The following is an 18,590-nucleotide window of genomic DNA, read 5'->3' on the forward strand; positions in this document are numbered from 1 at the left end:
CCAGCCCGTTAATGCTTTAAAGTGCGCCATTTTTACTGTTTTAATATAAGAACAACATAAGTACGGTTGTCAGTGCTCCAACCCAGATGGCAAGCAGGAAGCAGTAGCCCATGATGTGACGGATATGAAGGCCAACGACGCTTAGAATTGGCAGTGCCCAGAAAGGCTGTATTAAGTTGGTCCATGCATCTCCCCAACCAACAGCCATCGCAATTGTCGCTGGATCCACGCCTAATGCCATACCTGCCGGAACTTGAAGCGGACCTTGTAATGCCCATTGCCCGCCGCCTGAAGGAGCTAGAATATTGACTAAGCCTGCTGCCCAATAGGTGAAGATATCAAAGGTTTCTTTAGTAGCAATTGAAGCCATTCCATCAATGATCGCTTGACCAAGGCCCGAACTGCCAAGTACTGCGATGATCCCGGCATAAAACGGAAATTGCAAAATAATCGGAGAGGTGGAACCTGCTGCCTCTTTAAAAGCCTCGCCGAACTGTCCCAGTGACCTATGGAAGAATAAACCTAATGATAAAAACATGATATTAATAATATTTAAATCCAAGTCACGGCCGTTTACGAACTCCATGACTACATATAAGAGACCAATTAGTCCTATGAGCATTCCCAAAACAGGGGTTCTTTCTAATTTAAGTGCAGGCGTATTTTCCTCAATATCCCCTGCCACTTTCTTCTTCGCCGGAACTTCCTTAGCAATATAAGGCTTTATATTTGTTTTTGGAGCCATTAGACATATGAGAATAGGCATCGTGACGAACAAGGCAAGAAAGATAATGATCGTAGACAAGCTAAAAATTGTTTCTGAAGTTGGTATAACTCCCATTACTTCTGCCAGAAAATGATCCGGGGTAGCGACCGTCAAACCAATTGAACTTGATAGTCCTGCAGTGTACAAGACTGTAGGTGAATATGCAGCCGCAACCAATAGCGGGAAGTGAGCCTGTTGATTTCGCTTACCCACCTCTCTTACAAATATTGCTCCCACTACAACCGCCAGACCCCAGTTGATATAATACGCACAAGCTGAAATCGCAAATGTTAAAACATATGCTTTATTCGGGGTGCTTGCAAAGGAGGCAAGATATTCAAGCCCTCTTTTCACAAAAGGAACTGAAGCCAATACCATACCTGTCAACAAAAGAAGCACCATTTGCATGGTAAAAGCTAGATACACCCAGAAACCATCACCGAATGACTTGATTAGATCAACTGGTTCTGTAGGGTTGGTAAAAAAGCCTATGACAAAAACGAATAATGTAAGAAGGACTGCAATGACAAACGCATCTGGCAAATAACGCTGGACTCCCCTGGACAGACGATCTGCAACCGAAGATAACATCCTATCAATCACTCCTTTCTTTTTATAAAGTATATTTTCATTTAGGCAAAAGATGTCCAAGTGTATAAGTAATTTCCCTTTAACGCATTAACCCGCCGGGGGTCAGACCCCCGGCGGGTTAATGCGTTAGTGTTTTAAAACACGTTTGGCGCCTACGTATTTTGTTTTCCAGTATTTTGAGTCCATTGATTGGATGGAGACTCCTTTTGATACGGTTACGGCAATGAATTTGCCTTTTTCCAGATAGATTCCTGCGAAGGAAACTCCTTTGCCACTTGTGTTAAAGAAGACCAAGTCGCCTTCCTTCAGTTCTTTTTTGCTGACGGCCTTGCCTGTTTTGTATTGGGCCAATGCAGTTCGAGGTAATTTAATGTCTGCGGCTGAGTGGTCAAAAACATATTGTGTGAAGCCTGACGCATCGAATCCTTTTTTAGGATCCACACCACCCCATTTATATTTTACCCCCTGGTATTGTTTCGCTACTTCCGTTACCTCCTGGCCCCATGAAACGCTTGCACTTGCGTTTTGCCCCATTGTTCCTAAGAAAGCCAGAGAAGCAATTGCAAATATGACCAACCCAATAAAAAATCTTTTTGTTACTGCGCCCATCTTTTCATTCCCCCGATTTGTATGTTTTGGTTTACACACTGTTAGTCGGAGAATTTTCCGGCTTCGTTTCAGTGAATCGCGCGACAATAAACTCAACTTCTTTTTACAATATCAGCCTTTTATTCAATACTTTCCTCTATTCAATAAGGCGATTTCACCCGAATAGGTGTTAAATTCGACAAATTTCTATTTTACTCAAACTCCTACATGGAAATTTGTAGAAACTTGTTTTGTTTATTTTTTTGAAAAAGGCGGTATAAGAGGAATACAAAAATGAAATCCCAAAAAAATACATTAATAAAGGAGTGTTTTACATGAAGGTCAAAGCAGGAAGCTGGAGTATGTTAAGTCAGGAACAGAAGCTAATATTATTAGAGGAAATCAGCAAGAAGGGACGAAAGCGGAAAGACAATGAGGAATAATTATCAATATAAACAGGTGCCTGACCCCATGAACTAGCAGCTTCTCAATATGGATGTCAGGCACTAATATTTTTATTAATCAAATTCTGCTTCATTACAGGATACACTTTCACTTTAATCCAGAGCACAAACAGGACAAATGGAATATTAAACAGCAGGCCCGCCAGCAGGATCGGTCCATAGAATACTGCCCCGATTACGATGACAAATGTATACAGAAGCGGGATTAGGTAGACTGGCATAAATAATATATTCATATAGACGAGTGACATATACGTTGCTTTAGCGCGATTTGTATCCGCACCTTTAGCAAGCCCCCAGCACTCCCTGATCTCCTCCAAAGTCCGTTTAACCACATCAAAGAAAATCCTCAACACACTCACCCCTCATAAAACATTCGAATTTGAAATCCATTGTTAGGAAATAGATCTCTTTCACACACTAAAGCAGTGGGGGTCTGACCCCCACTGCTTTAGTGTGTTGAAGTTCTCTTTTATCTTTTAAAGAAGCCTACCATGATGGATTTAAATATTTCTTTACCTGGCTCTTTACTGAATGTTTTTTTGTTCAGGATGCCTGGTTTTAGTTTGCTGAAGAATGGGTCGCCTGCTTTTTGGATTGCTTCTGGATTTTTGACGACGAGTTCTCCTGGTTTGGCGCCTTTTTTCACTTCGACATTGCCGTCGAGCTCCAGGCCTTTGGTGATTTTACGTTTTTCTACTATACCAAGCTCGTTCAGCACATAGACAAAGCTTGCTTTTTTCGTCTTTACCACTGCTTCTTCTGGGACCGTTGCTGCGTTCACGACCTGATCAGTAACGACGGCAACCTCGACGTGCGTCCCTTTTATGAGGACCGCCTGTTCATCCGTCAGCTCGACTTCATACGGGAAGCGGCTTTCTGTTTTGACCGATGGATCCTGCTCAGGATAGCTGGCGATGCTTGTCAAGGTTCCCTTTACATTTCCCTTGACCAGGTCCGACTTTACGAAGACCTCCATCCCCTCCTGGACTTCCTTCAAATCTTTTTCGGTAAAAGTACCCTCGACTTTAGGGCTGTCGGAAATAATGGTCAGAATGGGATTGTTCAAATCATAGTTAATCTTCTTCACGGTGCCGGCCACTTCGCTGTTAATGCCAAGCTGGTCACCGCTGTCCTGGGAGTTTAATGTATTGTCATATTCATCGATTTCAGCAGAAATCCTCGTTTTTTCACTCTTCTTATCATAGATTTCTTTTTCAATAGAAACGTTCATAAGTTCGCTTGATGACCTGCCTGTATCGGATGTCCCATCACCTGTCACAGGAATGCTGTTGTCTGTTGCTGATTCAGATACGGATAACAAGTACTCCAGCTGCTGGATCTGTTCGTCGATCAAAGCTACTTCCCTTACAAGCTGCTGCTTCTCCATCTCCAGCTTCTCACGCTCTGCTTCATTGCTGTCACCAGCATATTCGTACAGAGGACTGCCGACGTCAACCGGGTCGCCCTCTTTTACCAGGAAGTTCTTAAAGCCGCCTGGGGTGTCATTATAATAGACATGGTGTTCCTCGACAGGGGTAACGACTCCCTCCGCCTGCAAGGTTTTGGTTAAGCTCTCTTTTCCGGTCGCTGTCCACTTGTTTATATAAGAAGAGCGCACCGCTTTGCTGTCATCTTTCAACGCCAGGTACAGATTTCCCGATATAAATAGAATGCCTGCAGACATCAAGATCAGTGATTTCTTTTTCATCAGTGCACCCCCTTATAGAATTTTTTCGAATTGAATGAACGAAAACAGCGCCGAGAACAGCCAGAATATCAGATTGATTCCAATTACCAGTAACAGGACAATCCCCGGACGTTTCCCGGTAAGCATTTTGATATACTTGTATTCTATAAAAATAGCCCAAATTTTGAATAGTGTAATAGCTGCCAGAAAATAGATGATGAAGTCATTATTCGTTATGTATTGTGCAATTACGCCCAATGAAAACGGTGAGGACGTTTTAATCAGCCCAAGCTCCGTTGCCAGCGGGATGTTGATCACTTTTTCCAAAAGAAGAACAGGCATAACGTATAGCTGGACAGTCACAAACTTTTTCAGCTCAATATCTGAAAAGGTCCAGAAAAACAATGCCGGAATGAAAATCATCGCAATTCCATAAAACAGGCCCCAAATCAACTGCCCGATCATGAACAGCAGCTTGTGAAGCTCATAGTTTTCCCTTGAAACTGCAGTCAGATTTTTCGACAGATATTCAGAACCGATGCCAAAATAAGCACTAATGCCAAAAATCAGACCGCTAAGCAGGACCAGCATCGCCGTATTCTTCCAAACTCCAGGAACATACTCTGAATCTCGTAATTTATATGTATATAAATCAGGATAAAAAAGGCCGCGAAGCACATGTATTCGGTTCATCTTATGTCCCCCAGATTTTACTTGTATAGTTCATTTTATATGAAAAAAACCAAAAACCAAAATGAAAACCGCCGTATTTTTGAAGAATTACTAAAAAATTGTCAAAACAGGACGATGGTATGTACTCTATTCAACATATCCCGAGTAATCCCTTCATTTTTTAAATTCTATATCCCCCTCCTCTAACCACCTTTTTTTGGGTATAATAAGAGAATATGTTTTTTTTGAATGAATTTAGAGATGCTGCATGAACGGAGGAATACCTGTGGCTGTCATACCTGATCACCAGGCACCGATTTTTAAAGAAGCTGCCGCAAAACTGAATACGATGCTGAAATCCGAGGTCGAGGAGGATGCGCGCCTTGTGCAGAAAGGGCTGATGCTCTACCGCCAGGGGACGGTCCACCATCTGAAGTATATGGTGAAGTCGATCTGGGCGACGGTCCAGGACGTGACCCCGGTTCGTGTGTACATAAATGTTTCAGATCCTGAAGAGAGCAGCTGTACCTGCCCTGCTAATTCCTTCTGCCGCCATCGTTTGGCTGCGTTTTTTCAGGCATACGGTGATGTCTCGAGTGTTTCAGACTGGGTCGAAGCCTGGCGCAAGCCTGCAAAGGAGCAGCTGGACGCGGAAAAATGGGGGCTGCAGCGCGCGAAGGATCTGGTAAAAAAGGATACCAGGGCTGGACATGATTACGACATCTGGGCTGCTTCCTTTCGGGAGAGCTTCGAGGAGATTGTTAAGGGACAGGGAGAACCGAAAGCCTATGTTGTGCCCGGATTGTTCCGCTCCTATATTCGCCGCGTTGAAGTATCCGCTCCGCTGGAGGCCGTTTGGAAAAACCTTTATTTGATCGCCGCGTCGGTCCATTCCTTCAATTTGCTAACAGAACTGGCAGGCGAACTTGGGCACGATGAAGAGTCGACAATGGACCGCTATTACCGGCCGCTGTTCGAGGATTTGTTCAATGATGCCGAGGAATACGTCGAGCGTCTCGCATATGGAACGATGCCGTTTTCATTTGATGGCTTTCTGGAAAAACTGAAGGAAGAAACAATCGGATTGACGGTGCCCGATGCTTCCGTTGGCTATGACCGAATTGATTTATACCGTTTGTTGTGGGAGAAACTTTTTAAAAATGGGAGCTGGCGTGATTCCGAGCGGACGCGACTTGAAAACTTTGGCGATGACAAGCGGGACCTGATCGAGGAAATTGCTTTGATCCATCAGCTTGTTTTAGCGAAGCAGGACGGAGACGCATTGAAGCGATTCACTGCTCTCCCTGTCGGTTCTCTTCCATATATGTTTTATTGGCTCGACGGTTTCCGCGTCCAGCGCGAATGGAACCGGATGGGGCCTTTCATCGAATACCTCGTCCAGCAGCTGCGGAATTACCTGAAGCTCCTGGGTGATTATTATGCTTGTAAAAAATTCACTCGTTATGCGCTGAAGCTCGTTGGTACGTATACGCGTGAAATTGGCCGCGGCGAGCTGTACGACCGGGCGCTGGCACAGGCGATGCCATACAGCTTTTACGAATATGAAGATTCCTTATTTGAAAAAGAACAATACGAACAGTGGGGCGAATTGCAGTCTTACTTCGGCTTTGAATATAATTCCATTTCAAGCGAGCGGATTAAAGTTTTACAAAAAGCAGCTCCTGAGGTATTGGTTCCGCTGTATCACCAGATGATCGGCGATCTAATCGAGATGAAAAACCGCAGCAGCTATAAGCAGGCCGCACGCTTGCTGAAAAAACTTCGTACGGTTTATAAAAAACTGAAGCGTGTGCCCGAATGGGAAGAATTTTTCGGGAAGCTGCTTGTGCGGACGAAACGACTGAGGGCTTTTCATGAGGAGTGCACACGGAGCAAGCTGATTGAGGTGGAGGAAGCATAGGGACGTACCTTTTGCTCCTTTAGTTTAGTGAAACGAAGGAAGCACAGTGTGGTTCATCCCACTGCTCCTATCGTATTTAGTTTATCGAGACAAAAGAGACAGGAGAACCGTCCCCACGTCTCGCCAAGGAGGTGCTTTTAATGCTTGAGATTAAGCAGATTCATATAGATGTGATGCCTGTTGCGGGCGGGCGGTATTTTTTGAGTGCAGAGGATTTTGATGGTTTTGACTTAAAGATCTCTGAATGGAAGAAGCTGCTCTTTTTCCGCCATAAGGAGAGTTACTTCGGGACGATGCTGGACTCGGAAAAATGGGGTCCTGCCGAGGGAGTGACTTTGAGCGCCTGGCAGCTGGTGACGTTGTTCGGTGAGGAGAGCTTCAACCGGCTTGTCGAGTGGGAATGGGATGACCTCGGCGATATCTGCCTGTCGACGGCCCATGCGATTTATGATGCGATCCTCGCGAAGGAATGGCATCCCGATTTTACCCAGCTTGATGGCGAGGACTTCCGCTGGAAGCTCCCGGTGAGTGTGCTCGATGAATTCCATGAGCCATTCTGGGAGGAAACGCTGAAAATCAATGACGGGGAGCTTCTCGTGCGCGATTTCGTGACGGACCTGTTCCATCATGCGCTCGAGTCCTACTTCCATGAGAATGAGACGATGAAGTATCTGCTTGGTGACAAGCTTGATGTGCTGCGGAAAAAGCAGCTTTCAGCTTCGCAGCTGGCTGCCTACTTTGATGAGGACCGCTGGCTTGAATGGATCGGCCTGAAGGAAAATCCGGCGCCATTCTCGATTGGGATGCGTCTCGAAGAGCCAATTGATGACCTTGGGGATTGGAAACTCGGGTTATTTTTGCGGAGTAAAGAAGAGCATATGCTGATTGAAGCCCGCGATTATGAAAGCTATCCTGCTGGCTGGGACTTTTTTAGCGATAAAATTGAAGATGAAGAAAAGCGGCTTGCATCGATTTTTCCATGGATTGAGGATGACGGCCTCCTTAAGTCCACTCTCTCCGAGGATGAAGCGTGGATGTTTTTGACCGAGGCGAGCGAGACGCTGATCGCGCTCGGCATTGAGATCCTCCTTCCATCCTGGTGGGAAGCGATCAAGAACGCGAACCTCAAGGTAAAGGCGCTTTTGAAGGGCCAGACTGGCTACCGCCGCTCATTTGTCGGCTTGAATGCGATGCTCGATTATGACTGGCGTTTTTCGATGAACGGTGTTGATTTAAGTGAGGATGATTTCCAGCGCCTGGTGAATGAAAAGCGCCGGCTTGTCTATCTGAAGGGCCGCTGGATCAAGCTCGACCATGGCTTCATCCGCCAGATCCAGGAAATGATGAAAAAAGCCGATAAGGAAGGTCTCCACATCCGAGACCTGCTGCAGCAGGAGCTGTCTGATGAGGAAGAAGACGGCGAAGGCCTCGAGGATCCAAGGGCGTTTGCAAAAATCCAGATCGAGCTGAACCGCCACTGGAAGCAGATGATGAAGCAGCTGTCGGAAACGAAGGAAATTCCGGATATGCCGGTGCCTGCCGGCTTGCATGGTGAGCTGCGTCCATATCAGAAGCTCGGCATGAACTGGCTGCTGTTCCTGCGAAAGTATGGATTTGGCGCCTTGCTTGCCGACGATATGGGCCTCGGGAAAACGATTCAGCTGATCTCTTATATCCTGTCGGTAAAAGAGCAGGAAAACGACGATCACTCTGCATTGATCATCTGCCCGACTTCTGTTCTCGGAAACTGGCAGAAAGAGATCGAACGCTTCGCTCCGGACTTGCGCGTCCACCTGCATTACGGGCCAAACCGCCTGAAGGGCAGCGCTTTTACCGAAGAAGCCACAGGCTCTGATATTGTACTGACCTCCTATGGGCTGACGCACCTTGATTTCGATGAGCTTGAAAGTATTGAATGGAGCAGCATCGCGATTGACGAGGCGCAGAATATCAAGAATGCCGATACGAAGCAGTCGCGTGCGGTGAGGAAGCTGAAGGGCAAGCACCATATCGCCTTGACCGGTACGCCGATGGAAAACCGCCTGTCTGAGCTGTGGTCGATTTTCGATTTCACCAATCGCGGCTATCTTGGCAGCGCCGGCCAGTTCCAGAAGCAGTTCATCCTGCCGATTGAAAAAGAAGACAAGAAGGAAAAAATCAGCCAGCTTCAGTCGCTGATCAAGCCGTTCCTGTTGAGACGGACGAAGAAGGATGAAGAAGTGGCATTGAACCTGCCTGATAAGGTAGAGCAGAAGGAATACTGTCCGCTGTCTGCCGAGCAGGCTTCGTTATACGAGCAGCTTGTGAAGGACACCTTTGCGCAGATCGAAACACTATCGAGCTTCGAGCGCAAGGGCTTGATTTTACAGCTGCTAAGCAGGCTGAAGCAGCTGTGCAACCACCCTGCTTTGTATTTGAAAGAGGAAAATCCGAAGCATTTGGTTGATCGTTCCGCGAAGATGGAGAAGATGATCGAGCTAGTGAGCGCTGTCCTCGAACAGGAAGAAAGCTGCATCATTTTTACCCAGTATATCGGAATGGGCGAAATGATTCAGGCCGCGCTGAAAAAGAAATTCGGCATTGATGTACCGTTCCTGAACGGCAGCCTGCCGAAGACGAAGCGTGATGATTTGATCACAAAATTCCAGAACCGCGAGTTCCCTGTGTTCCTGCTGTCGTTGAAGGCCGGTGGTACCGGGCTGAACCTGACGGCGGCAAACCACGTTGTCCACTACGACCGCTGGTGGAATCCGGCCGTCGAGAACCAGGCGACCGACCGCGCCTACCGCATCGGCCAAAGCCGATTCGTGCACGTGCACAAACTGATCAGCACCGGTACGCTGGAGGAAAAAATCGATGCTATGCTCGAGAAGAAGCAGTCGCTGAACGACCAGATCATCCAGAGCGACAGCTGGATCACCGAGCTCTCGACCGATGAATTGCATGAGCTCGTGTTTTTATCATAGCAGCATCAGCAGGCCACGAAGCTTTTGCTTTGTGGCTTTTTTTACCGGAAAGGTAAACTAAAAATATAGCCGATATAGAAAAATAACTCTCGCAGGAAAAACGGAATTTTACTATCCAGTGACTTATACACAGAAGTTAGTGTCGGGGATGAGTAGGCTTCCTCCATTCCAGTGTTTTTGGCCATTAGCATGGCTCTTTTCATATGAAGAGGGTCGCTGACAATCGTAAATGTCCTGAAGTTTTGCTGTACTGCGATTTCATAAGCGTAGGAAAAATTCTCTTCTGTAATTTTTGATTTTGTTTCAATCAGAATATCCTCAGGGTTAACATTGTTTTTAATAGCATACTCCCTGGCAACCTCGGACTCTGCGTACATTGCCCCTTCACCCTTGCCGCCGGTAAAAATAATCTTATCCACGTAACCATTTTCATAAAGCCAGATCGAATGATTAATCCGCTCGCGCAAAACCGGAGATGGCTCATCACCCCAGGCAGCAGCACCAAGTACCACAGCCGCATCCGTTTTCACATGTTGAACCTTATTACTGAAAGACCAAATGCTGAACGCCGAATAGCTGATAAAGATAAATAGGACTAGTATTATGGCAAGCATTAATCTGACCACGAATTTTTTGGTCATTGAAATCAATCCTTTGACAGGGTGTTTTAGCTTCATTTTAGAAGCATTATCCAGTTTATTCAATTAAATAAAAAAACCGGCTATAAAAGCCGGAAGCAAATATTGAGGGTATATTGGAGATCGGGTTATTGAATTTCTCTCTTAAAGATCCTTTTTGAGGCTATTATGAGGAAAATTCACAAGTGATGTTAAAAATAAGCATTTCATTATTTTCTTGCATATTCTTTTCTGCTGGGATTAGGTCGTGGCGGTTCGGCAATGAAGGAGTAGACGCGATTGATCTGCTGTTCTGTGGAGGCAGTTTCGAGCTGGCGGACACGCTTGGTGAGTTCGTCGATCTTCTCATTGTTTTTTCCAACCATTTTAATCAGGCTGACTAGCAGCTTTTCGATTGAGTCGGTTTCATTATGCAAATGGAAGCTCCTCTCTTTGCGGTGCTGCTGGTACAGTCTGCGGTTGTTGAGGTGGATGTGAAGCTTGCGGCGCTTCCCTCGAACTGGCCGGTTTTGTGCTTAAAAACCTTACACCCTCAGCAACGACTTCAGTGACGTAGACACGTTTGCCTTCCTGGTTATCATAGTTGCGCGTCTGAATGCGGCCGGTGACTCCAAGGACGGAGCCCTTTTTACAATAATTCGATGTGTTTTCAGCTGTTTTACCCCAAAGGATGCAGTGGACAAAATCGGCCTCAATTTCACCGCTGGCATTTTTGTAATGCCGGTTCACCGCAAGCGTTATATTCGATACTGCCTTGCCATCAGGAGTGTACCTGAGGTCCGGATCCCTGGTGAGCCTGCCGACTAACGTTACTTGATTGATCACTTTTTCATCTCCTTTCTCCTTGATACATCGATGATATTCCTTTTCAGGCCGACGGTAAAATGGCGAAAATCGTGATTTTGCCTGTAAAAACTGCGTCAAACAATCATGGGAACTCCGGATAATTGAGTTTTCCAACCAACTCACACAGCCAAAAATGATTTTTACCAATTCTGAAATTTTTCTTTCGACAAAATGGCTTTTTTTCGTTTTCGATTCATACTGTGTTATAATTTGGACAAGAATTACGGGAGGTGGTTGACATGAAGACGTTTAAGTTGATTTCAATGCAGCTTGCTGATGATGATGCTTTAGTGGATATCGAAATGGAAGACGGCCTGATTATCAACAAAGAGGATGAAAAAGGCACCTGGCTCGTCGAGGTTTTTGCTGATCATAAATACATTCCTTATTTCCAGGATGCATGCGACAATGACAAAGAAATCATCGTCCAAGTCGTCATCACCAAACGGGAGAACGACCCGGCAGCCTTTTTGACCAAAGTTTGCTGCGTGAAGAAGCTTAAGACTCATGCCAGCATCCTTTTAACAGGCAAGCTCACTAAACCGAAGAGCGATTATCCTGAAAAACTGCTGGAGTATCTGCTTGATAAAGGATACAAGGGCGAAGAACTGCTTACAGAATTCAAGGAAAAAATCATAACAAGGCCGCAGATTTTGCAGCCGAAAAAAGTGTAATGAAACTCCCGCTGATTTGCTGGAGTTTTTTTGTTGCGAAAAAAGGGTGGCTAATTACACTGGCAGAAATGACTGTGGGTTTCCCTATGCAAAGTAATTGGACAGAACCGATTGGTGCCCTCCCTTATCCAAATAAATAAACAGATCTGGTCCGTGCTTCCCCAGACAAAATAAATGGGCAGGAATTTTCACACCTGCCCTTTTTTCATTATTGATCGTTATTGTTCTCGTCGTTCATATCAAGTTGATCTTCAACCGCATCTTCGCCAGGCTCGTTGTTGTCTTCCATCATGTCGCCATCGTTCTCTGTGTTGATGTCGTTGTTTCCGCCATTGTTGCCGTTGTTGTCATCCATCATGCCGTCATCGTCGACATTGCCGTTGTCATCAGCCGGATTCTCGATATTTACATCTTCTTCCGCAGGAGGATCCTGGTCATTCGCACAGCCAGCAAGGAACATAGCCGATAGCAATGATCCGCCGATTAGCATTAATAGCTTTTTCTTCATAAGTAAAAGCCCCTTTCATTAATAGGTATTTTGAGACCTGTTGCACGGGTCTGCTGTTATATTGCCCACCAATGAAAAAAACTTGCATGTTTTTTTGTAAAAATTACCCGTTTTTTCATGCGGAAAGAATTTTTCGTGGCAAAAGACGTAAAAGAGCTATTGTAACTAAGATTTTTCTTGTTTTTTAATGATAAAAAGACTTCAAAATCTAATTGGAAAAATTATTCTCTTAATAACAGCCGTTAATCTCTCGAACATGCATGATATTCTCTCAAAACTTCTCGTTAATCTCTCACTCATCCTCCATATTCTCCAAAACATCGCTCGGAATCGCGCCGTCTTCCTAATTATGTAAAAAAAGAACCCAACCATTCAGTTCGGGTTCCCTACAACATTTATTTAATCGCAAATGTAATCTCGGCTTCACAAGCCAACTCGCCGTCTACTGTTGCGACAGCTTTTCCTTTTCCGATCGGACCGCGGAGCTTGATCATTTCTACCTCAAGGCGAAGCTGGTCGCCTGGTTTAACCTGCCTTTTAAAACGGCAGTTGTCGATGCCGGCGAAGAAGCCAATTTTGCCGCGGTTTTCTTCGAGCTTTAAAACGGCAACTGCCCCAACCTGCGCCAATGCTTCCACGATCAGCACACCGGGCATGACCGGGTAATCAGGGAAATGGCCGTTGAAGAATTCTTCGTTTGCAGACACATTCTTTATGCCTACTGCTCTTTTGCCTTCTTCGATTTCAATAATTTTATCAACAAGCAAAAATGGATAGCGGTGCGGGATGATTTCTTTGATTTGAGTAATGTCCATCATATTATTTAGTACCTCCTACTAATACTTACTAACTATTGTACTAAATAAACCAATTAAAAAGGAAGGGAAATCTCCCTTCCTTCCGAAAAATTATTCTCTATTAACCAAATCCATAATATGAGTCCAAGTTGACTTTTCAAAAACATCCTTCGCTTTGCCGCTGCCCATCACGGCATAACCGAACATGGCGCCTAGCACGACACTTGCGGCTAACAGGAGGATCACAATCATAATCCGAAGCCAGATCGGAATAAGGCGAACCCGGATTCTTTTCTTTTTTTCGCGTGTCTTCTTGTTCTTTTTCACTTCTTCACGCGTTATTGCTTCTTGATTATTCTCGTTCAAAGCCATTTCGATTGTTCTTCCCCTCTTAACGGATTCCATTCACTAGCCCGAGCATTTGATCGGCAAGTGTTATCGATTTTGAGTGGAACTGATAGCTCCGCTGTACATTGATTAAATCCGCCATTTCTTTACTCATATCTACATTCGACTGTTCCAGGACACCTTGCTGGATGGCGATTTGATTCCTCAGAGGGCCTGTCAGGTTCGTCATGACCTCTTCCTCGGTTACGCCAAGCTCAGCCAAATTGTCTGGCAGCCCAAGCAGATTCGCCCCTTTTTGCTCTAAAAATTGAGGCTTATTCATCAATACTACACCAAGATTCACTTCTTGGCTTGTCCCATTGTACATTTCGGCTGTTAAAAGGCCTGATTTATTGATACTAAAGTTTTTTACATTTCCTGTAATGGTGATTGGCTGGTTGTTCTCGTCAAGGATTGCATGCCCGTCGCTATTGACAAGCATTGACTCATTATCAGAAAGCGGCGACAGGTAAAGTGCACCGTTACGTGTCAATCGCATCGCTGAGCTGCCATCCTCATTCTGGACCATCGCCCGGTAAAATTGGCCTTCTGCCGTAAAAGCAGTATCCAACGGTCTGTCCGTCGTCTTGATATTGCCTTGCGTCAGATTCATCTGTATCTGGCCTAATCTTGCCCCATTACCCTGGCGAATATTAAATGGTGTCATCCGGTTCTGCGGCTCAAGCGCATTATTAGGCTGATTGCGATATTCCTGTACAAGCAGGTCGGTAAAGGAAGCTTCCCGGCGCTTGTACCCGGCAGTATCGATATTTGCCAGATTGTTGCTGATCATGTCCATCTGCTTCTGCAGCTGGGATAATGTATTGGTTGCGGTAAACATTGTTCTGTTCATATTTTATACCTCAATGCGCTTCCAGTATAGGAGAGCGATTCCTTTTAAAATTAGATCCAGAATTCTATAGCCTTCCGATTTCGTTCGCAGCCTTTTCCATGCTTTTATCATAAGCCTGGAGAATCTTCTGATTCGCTTCGAAAGCTCGATAGGCTGACATCATGTCGGTCATCGTCCTGCTGATATCGACGTTGGATTGTTCAAGGAAACCCTGCTGTGTCCTGAACTGGACGCCAGCGGTGCCAGCAGCAAACGGCAATGCACCGCCATCTTCTGTGCGGAACAGGCCGTCGCCTTCTTTTACCATCCGCAGCGGATTGTTCGAATAGGCAACACCAAGAGTTGCACTCTCGCCATTTTCACCTGTCAGGATCCCACCTTCAGATACGGTAAAACGGTCACTTGAGAGCTGGATTTGCTGGCCAGCTGAATCAAGCACATAGTGGCCGCTGCCTGTCGTCAAATACCCCTGAGCATCAATCGTGAAATTTCCATTCCTAGTATAACGAACTGTGCCATCATTGTTGCTTACTGTAAAAAACACTGAGCCATTTTCAGGCATATTTATATCGAGCAATGCTACATCCGTCTTTCGTCCGGTTTCGCGCAAGTCACCCTGGATGAATTTCGGGATCGCTTCCTGCATGTATACACCTGTGTTGATTGTGCCAATCTCCCTGTTGAACGGCAGATTCAGGCCATTCTCTGTCGGGATTTGCTGCTTGTCAAAGCGCTGAAGCAGCATTTCCGGGAATGCCCGCATTCCCGCCTGGTCGGCTTTGTACCCCGGTGTATTGGCATTTGACATATTATTCGTCAGCATTTCCGTCCTGCGCTGCTGCGCAAGCATACCGGAAGCTACTGTATAAAAACCTTTGAACATAGTTCCACCTCAATTGGAAAAACACCTATTTATCAGGAAATTTTTTCACTACTCTCTATTATAAGAAATATATCGGCAAGAAACATTAAAAATTTGCAGGAAAATGTAGGATTTTGGGTTTTATTCCAGAAAACTTGGGTGAAAATGAAAAAAATCTGGAATCCTTCAGTAATTTTACCGAAGCAATTCCAGATTTTATTTTAGACGATTCTGCGGCGACCTGCGATGCGGTCGATATTATCAAGCATGATGCCTGTGCCGATAGCGACACAATCCATCGGGTTATCCGCAATCAATACCGGCACCTTCAGTTCTTCCTGCATCAGCTGGTCGATGCCATGAAGCAAGGCACCGCCACCCGTCAGAATGACGCCTCGGTCAATGATGTCTGCGGACAATTCAGGTGGAGTTTTCTCCAGTACCGTTTTTGCCGCTTGAACGATAACTGCAACTGACTCCCTTAAAGCCTTTTCGATCTCTTCGGAACGAACCGTAATTGTGCGCGGAAGTCCGGAAACCATGTCACGGCCACGGATTTCCATTTCCTCACTGCGGCTGCCCGGGAAGACAGTACCGATTTGAATTTTGATATTTTCAGCTGTTCTCTCACCGATCAACAGCTTATATTCACGTTTAATGTAATTTAAAATTTCAGCGTCGAATTTGTCGCCGGCCATTTTAATCGATTGAGACGTAACGATGTCTCCCATTGAGAGGACAGCTACATCCGTCGTGCCGCCGCCGATATCGACAACCATGTTCCCGCTAGGCTGGAAGATATCCATGCCAGCGCCGATTGCCGCAACCTTTGGCTCTTCTTCAAGGTAAACCTTCTTGCCGCCGCTCTTTTCAGCTGCTTCCTTGATCGCTTTCTGCTCCACGCTCGTAATGTTCGTCGGGCAGCAAATCAGGATGCGCGGCTTGGAAAGGAAGCCTTTTACGTTCAATTTATTGATAAAATGTTTAAGCATAGACTCCGTTACATCGAAGTCCGCAATAACCCCATCCTTCAACGGGCGAATCGCTACGATATTGCCAGGTGTACGCCCAACCATCTTGCGCGCCTCTTCCCCAACAGCCAAAACCTTGTTCGTGTTCTTATCAATCGCCACAACAGACGGTTCATTCAAGACAATTCCTCGACCTTTAACATGGATCAACACATTGGCTGTACCAAGGTCAATCCCTATATCCCTTGCAAACATTTTGCTTTTTCCTCCTTGACAAATGGCTGGCTGCGGCTGATTAAGCCTCGTGATCTCAGCTGACGAAAAGCCTCATCTATGTAAAAATAGATCGCGATGTCCGAGATTACACAGACGCTGCCGCAATCTGCGAACCATATTCTACCCTAATTGTTTATTTTATCACAACAATATTAAATAAGTAACTTCCAGGTGAAAAATTTGAAACATTTTGTTTAAATTTGTCACAATTAAAAGGTTGTGTATTTCAGAAGCACTTGTCCAGCATATAAGGAGGGCTTGTCCCGTTTTTTCCATAATAAAAAGGCGGCAGCCTCCGCTATGTAGAAAAGCAGAATCATACACGCCTTTTGTGGCGATGCCCGGCTTTTCTGGATCTAAGCTGGGCATTTTTCATTCTTATGTCGGCAATGTTCACAATGCTGAATTACGGTCCCTCCCATCTGTCTGTTTCAAACTTTCTTCATTTAACCGGCTCTTCTTCCCTTTCCTCTTTGCGGTATTTCATTTTCGTGGCTTCGCCGCCTCTCAGGTGACGAATTGATTTATGATAATCAAGGATTTCTTTTACTTCATTGGCAAGGTCAGGGTTGATCTCAGGCAATCTTTCTGTCAGGTCTTTATGGACTGTACTTTTGGATACGCCAAACTCCTTCGCTATGACGCGAACTGTTTTTCTCGTCTCCACGATATACTTTCCAATCTTGATTGTTCTCTCTTTGATGTAATCGTGCACACCACTCGCCCTCCCTAAATTGGATGTGAGAAGTGTGAAATGAGACTCGCTTTTATCGGCTAATATTGCATTCCGCAAAAATTCCGCTGCGGCAGAAGGTTGGTCCTTCTGGATATTACTAAGATTAATCATGTCCCCGGCTGAATCCTCATATTGTTCAAACGATTCCTCACCTCAAACACTCTCTTTGTCAGGTTTGTAACATTTTATTAGCTTGGTTGAGGATATATGCACGAAAAAAGCAATAGGGACAAGGTATTGTGAAGTTTTTTGAAAAATTCAACTATTTTAAGCAGAAAAACTTTCCTATATACCCAATTTTATGTACATAAAAACCTGTTTCTTCCCGAATTTCTGTTGAGGAGTGAATTTTTATTGGGGGAGAAGAGACTTGATTACCTACAGACAGACTAGAAAACAGAGAATCAGAGAGCAAAAACGCAATGTGACCTTGAAGCGGAACAGAAAGCTGATCGGTGCAGCTGTAGCCGGTTCGGTGGCTGCTGGGTTGCTGCTTGGTTTCGGCCAAAAGAAGACGGATGCGGTCGGATCCTTTTATACCGTTAAGAAAGGCGATACACTATACAGCCTGGCTAAGGAATTCGATACATCGGTTGAAATGCTTCAGGAAGTGAACTCACTATCAACAGATTTCATAAGAGCCGGACAGCAGCTGGAGGTACCTCTCGAGGCTGAAGCGGGTGTTTATATTGTGAAAAAAGGAGACACTTTGTTCTCCCTGGCAAAAAAATACGGAGTAACCGTTAAGGATTTAAAAAGGGAAAATAAATTAGTCAGTGATTCTATTTATGTTGGACAAGCCTTTTCAGTACCGACTCATGGCTTCGAAACTGCTGAAGGAATTTACATCGTCAATCCTGGCGATACGCTGTTCAATATCTCCCAGCGATTCGATGTCAGCTTGAAAGAATTAAAGCAGGCTAACGGGTTGAAGGAAGACATGGTGCTGATCGGCCAGCAACTGGTCATTCCGGGCGAGATCGAATTCATGGAAGCAACCGTCACCGGGGCAGCTGATAATTTCACCGTTGAGTTCGAGTCCGACGGGGATGCATTTCCATTGAAGGTTTCCTATAAAACAGCACGGAATTATGAGGAACTGGCAGGACAGCGGGTTTTCGCTGCTTATAAAAATGGTGCGTTGATTGATATGCAATTAAACTGAAATGGTTAGTAAAAGATGCTTGGAGTACAGAGAACTCTAAGCATTTTTTGTTTTTAAAAATGCCATTCAGTCATTATTCTCCCATATAATTATTTAAGAAAAGATAAATAGTGTAGTATACAAATGTGAAAAAAGTCACCAGATACAAGTTGGAGAAATCTATATAACCATAGACCAAGTATGTAAAACCCAACCAGCCCAATATTCCACTTAGGATCA

At 45.1% G+C, this 18,590-nt stretch carries 19 protein-coding genes; 4 read left to right on the forward strand and 15 right to left on the reverse strand.

The features are described 5' to 3' along the window. Nucleotides 1-40: 40 nt before the first annotated feature. The 5 genes from J7I80_RS12085 to J7I80_RS12105 form a co-directional block, all read right to left on the reverse strand. Nucleotides 41-1,357 (reverse strand): short-chain fatty acid transporter, encoded by a 1,317-nt coding sequence (locus J7I80_RS12085; protein WP_214738624.1) that lies wholly within the window; start codon nucleotides 1,355-1,357, stop codon nucleotides 41-43. Between the two features lie 126 nt (nucleotides 1,358-1,483). Continuing rightward, nucleotides 1,484-1,966 (reverse strand): C40 family peptidase, encoded by a 483-nt coding sequence (locus J7I80_RS12090; RefSeq protein WP_214738625.1) that lies wholly within the window; start codon nucleotides 1,964-1,966, stop codon nucleotides 1,484-1,486. A gap of 478 nt (nucleotides 1,967-2,444) precedes the next feature. Next, complete coding sequence (locus J7I80_RS12095; protein WP_214738626.1) at nucleotides 2,445-2,762, reverse strand: hypothetical protein; 318 nt, start codon at nucleotides 2,760-2,762, stop codon at nucleotides 2,445-2,447. Between the two features lie 119 nt (nucleotides 2,763-2,881). Further along, on the reverse strand, nucleotides 2,882-4,120 hold the full coding sequence (locus J7I80_RS12100) for an efflux RND transporter periplasmic adaptor subunit (protein ID WP_214738627.1): 1,239 nt from the start codon (nucleotides 4,118-4,120) through the stop codon (nucleotides 2,882-2,884). A gap of 12 nt (nucleotides 4,121-4,132) precedes the next feature. Next, nucleotides 4,133-4,792, reverse strand: a complete 660-nt coding sequence (locus J7I80_RS12105) for a hypothetical protein (protein WP_214738628.1) — start codon at nucleotides 4,790-4,792, stop codon at nucleotides 4,133-4,135. Nucleotides 4,793-5,057: 265 nt separating this feature from the next. Here J7I80_RS12105 and J7I80_RS12110 point away from each other — a divergent pair, with 265 nt between their 5' ends. Continuing rightward, complete coding sequence (locus J7I80_RS12110; protein WP_214738629.1) at nucleotides 5,058-6,692, forward strand: SWIM zinc finger family protein; 1,635 nt, start codon at nucleotides 5,058-5,060, stop codon at nucleotides 6,690-6,692. A gap of 140 nt (nucleotides 6,693-6,832) precedes the next feature. Further along, nucleotides 6,833-9,658, forward strand: coding sequence for a DEAD/DEAH box helicase (locus J7I80_RS12115; RefSeq protein WP_214738630.1), 2,826 nt, complete (start codon nucleotides 6,833-6,835; stop codon nucleotides 9,656-9,658). Between the two features lie 41 nt (nucleotides 9,659-9,699). Here the strand turns inward: J7I80_RS12115 and J7I80_RS12120 are convergent, their stop codons facing one another. From J7I80_RS12120 to ssb, 3 genes are all read right to left on the reverse strand, one after another. After that, nucleotides 9,700-10,299 carry a YdcF family protein gene (locus J7I80_RS12120; protein WP_214738631.1) on the reverse strand — a complete coding sequence of 200 codons (600 nt, stop codon included), beginning with the start codon at nucleotides 10,297-10,299 and terminating at the stop codon, nucleotides 9,700-9,702. Nucleotides 10,300-10,505: 206 nt separating this feature from the next. Beyond that, entirely contained in the window at nucleotides 10,506-10,712 is a 207-nt protein-coding gene (locus tag J7I80_RS12125) for a hypothetical protein (RefSeq protein WP_214738632.1), read from the reverse strand. Further along, nucleotides 10,705-11,121 (reverse strand): single-stranded DNA-binding protein, encoded by a 417-nt coding sequence (ssb, locus tag J7I80_RS12130; protein ID WP_214738633.1) that lies wholly within the window; start codon nucleotides 11,119-11,121, stop codon nucleotides 10,705-10,707. The genes J7I80_RS12125 and ssb overlap by 8 nt, the downstream gene beginning before the upstream one ends. Before the next feature lie 260 nt (nucleotides 11,122-11,381). On the opposite strand from ssb, the gene J7I80_RS12135 reads away from it, so the two are divergent. After that, a complete protein-coding gene (locus J7I80_RS12135; RefSeq protein ID WP_214738634.1) occupies nucleotides 11,382-11,816 on the forward strand; it encodes a YwpF-like family protein in 435 nt (144 codons plus the stop codon). A 208-nt stretch (nucleotides 11,817-12,024) separates the two neighbouring features. On the opposite strand, the gene J7I80_RS12140 is transcribed toward J7I80_RS12135, so the two are convergent. The 7 genes from J7I80_RS12140 to spoIIID all read right to left on the reverse strand — a co-directional run bounded on the left by J7I80_RS12140 (nucleotide 12,025) and on the right by spoIIID (nucleotide 17,185). Beyond that, nucleotides 12,025-12,324, reverse strand: a complete 300-nt coding sequence (locus J7I80_RS12140; RefSeq protein WP_214738635.1) for a hypothetical protein — start codon at nucleotides 12,322-12,324, stop codon at nucleotides 12,025-12,027. Between the two features lie 395 nt (nucleotides 12,325-12,719). Continuing rightward, the gene (gene fabZ / locus J7I80_RS12145) at nucleotides 12,720-13,142 is read right to left on the reverse strand and encodes a 3-hydroxyacyl-ACP dehydratase FabZ (RefSeq protein WP_214738636.1); all 423 of its coding nucleotides are present in this window, start codon (nucleotides 13,140-13,142) and stop codon (nucleotides 12,720-12,722) included. A gap of 90 nt (nucleotides 13,143-13,232) precedes the next feature. Then, nucleotides 13,233-13,493 (reverse strand): DNA-directed RNA polymerase subunit beta, encoded by a 261-nt coding sequence (locus tag J7I80_RS12150; RefSeq protein WP_214738637.1) that lies wholly within the window; start codon nucleotides 13,491-13,493, stop codon nucleotides 13,233-13,235. A 19-nt stretch (nucleotides 13,494-13,512) separates the two neighbouring features. Further along, a complete protein-coding gene (locus J7I80_RS12155; RefSeq protein WP_214738638.1) occupies nucleotides 13,513-14,361 on the reverse strand; it encodes a flagellar hook-basal body protein in 849 nt (282 codons plus the stop codon). Between the two features lie 64 nt (nucleotides 14,362-14,425). Further along, complete coding sequence (locus tag J7I80_RS12160) at nucleotides 14,426-15,244, reverse strand: flagellar hook-basal body protein (protein WP_214738639.1); 819 nt, start codon at nucleotides 15,242-15,244, stop codon at nucleotides 14,426-14,428. Between the two features lie 200 nt (nucleotides 15,245-15,444). Then, nucleotides 15,445-16,449, reverse strand: a complete 1,005-nt coding sequence (mreB, locus tag J7I80_RS12165; RefSeq protein ID WP_192471875.1) for a rod shape-determining protein — start codon at nucleotides 16,447-16,449, stop codon at nucleotides 15,445-15,447. 463 nt (nucleotides 16,450-16,912) lie between these two features. Further along, nucleotides 16,913-17,185: a sporulation transcriptional regulator SpoIIID gene (gene spoIIID / locus J7I80_RS12170; protein ID WP_031307660.1), complete on the reverse strand. Its 273-nt coding sequence runs from the start codon at nucleotides 17,183-17,185 to the stop codon at nucleotides 16,913-16,915. A gap of 391 nt (nucleotides 17,186-17,576) precedes the next feature. On the opposite strand from spoIIID, the gene J7I80_RS12175 reads away from it, so the two are divergent. Then, entirely contained in the window at nucleotides 17,577-18,371 is a 795-nt protein-coding gene (locus J7I80_RS12175; RefSeq protein ID WP_214738640.1) for a LysM peptidoglycan-binding domain-containing protein, read from the forward strand. Nucleotides 18,372-18,590 lie beyond the last annotated feature (219 nt).

The sequence above is a fragment of the Bacillus sp. ISL-41 genome, from assembly GCF_018613235.1.
GTDB lineage: Bacteria > Bacillota > Bacilli > Bacillales > Cytobacillaceae > Mesobacillus.

Bases quoted from the DNA above. Each gene is read 5' to 3' on its own strand.
- J7I80_RS12085 (WP_214738624.1), bottom strand. From the start codon at position 1,357: ATGTTATCTTCGGTTGCAGATCGTCTGTCCAGGGGAGTCCAGCGTTAT.
- J7I80_RS12105 (WP_214738628.1), bottom strand. From the start codon at position 4,792: ATGAACCGAATACATGTGCTTCGCGGCCTTTTTTATCCTGATTTATAT.
- J7I80_RS12115 (WP_214738630.1), top strand. From the start codon at position 6,833: ATGCTTGAGATTAAGCAGATTCATATAGATGTGATGCCTGTTGCGGGC.
- J7I80_RS12135 (WP_214738634.1), top strand. From the start codon at position 11,382: ATGAAGACGTTTAAGTTGATTTCAATGCAGCTTGCTGATGATGATGCT.
- J7I80_RS12120 (WP_214738631.1), bottom strand. From the start codon at position 10,299: ATGACCAAAAAATTCGTGGTCAGATTAATGCTTGCCATAATACTAGTC.
- J7I80_RS12100 (WP_214738627.1), bottom strand. From the start codon at position 4,120: ATGAAAAAGAAATCACTGATCTTGATGTCTGCAGGCATTCTATTTATA.
- fabZ (WP_214738636.1), bottom strand. From the start codon at position 13,142: ATGATGGACATTACTCAAATCAAAGAAATCATCCCGCACCGCTATCCA.
- mreB (WP_192471875.1), bottom strand. From the start codon at position 16,449: ATGTTTGCAAGGGATATAGGGATTGACCTTGGTACAGCCAATGTGTTG.
- J7I80_RS12140 (WP_214738635.1), bottom strand. From the start codon at position 12,324: ATGAAGAAAAAGCTATTAATGCTAATCGGCGGATCATTGCTATCGGCT.
- J7I80_RS12090 (WP_214738625.1), bottom strand. From the start codon at position 1,966: ATGGGCGCAGTAACAAAAAGATTTTTTATTGGGTTGGTCATATTTGCA.
- J7I80_RS12160 (WP_214738639.1), bottom strand. From the start codon at position 15,244: ATGTTCAAAGGTTTTTATACAGTAGCTTCCGGTATGCTTGCGCAGCAG.
- J7I80_RS12150 (WP_214738637.1), bottom strand. From the start codon at position 13,493: ATGGCTTTGAACGAGAATAATCAAGAAGCAATAACGCGTGAAGAAGTG.
- J7I80_RS12155 (WP_214738638.1), bottom strand. From the start codon at position 14,361: ATGAACAGAACAATGTTTACCGCAACCAATACATTATCCCAGCTGCAG.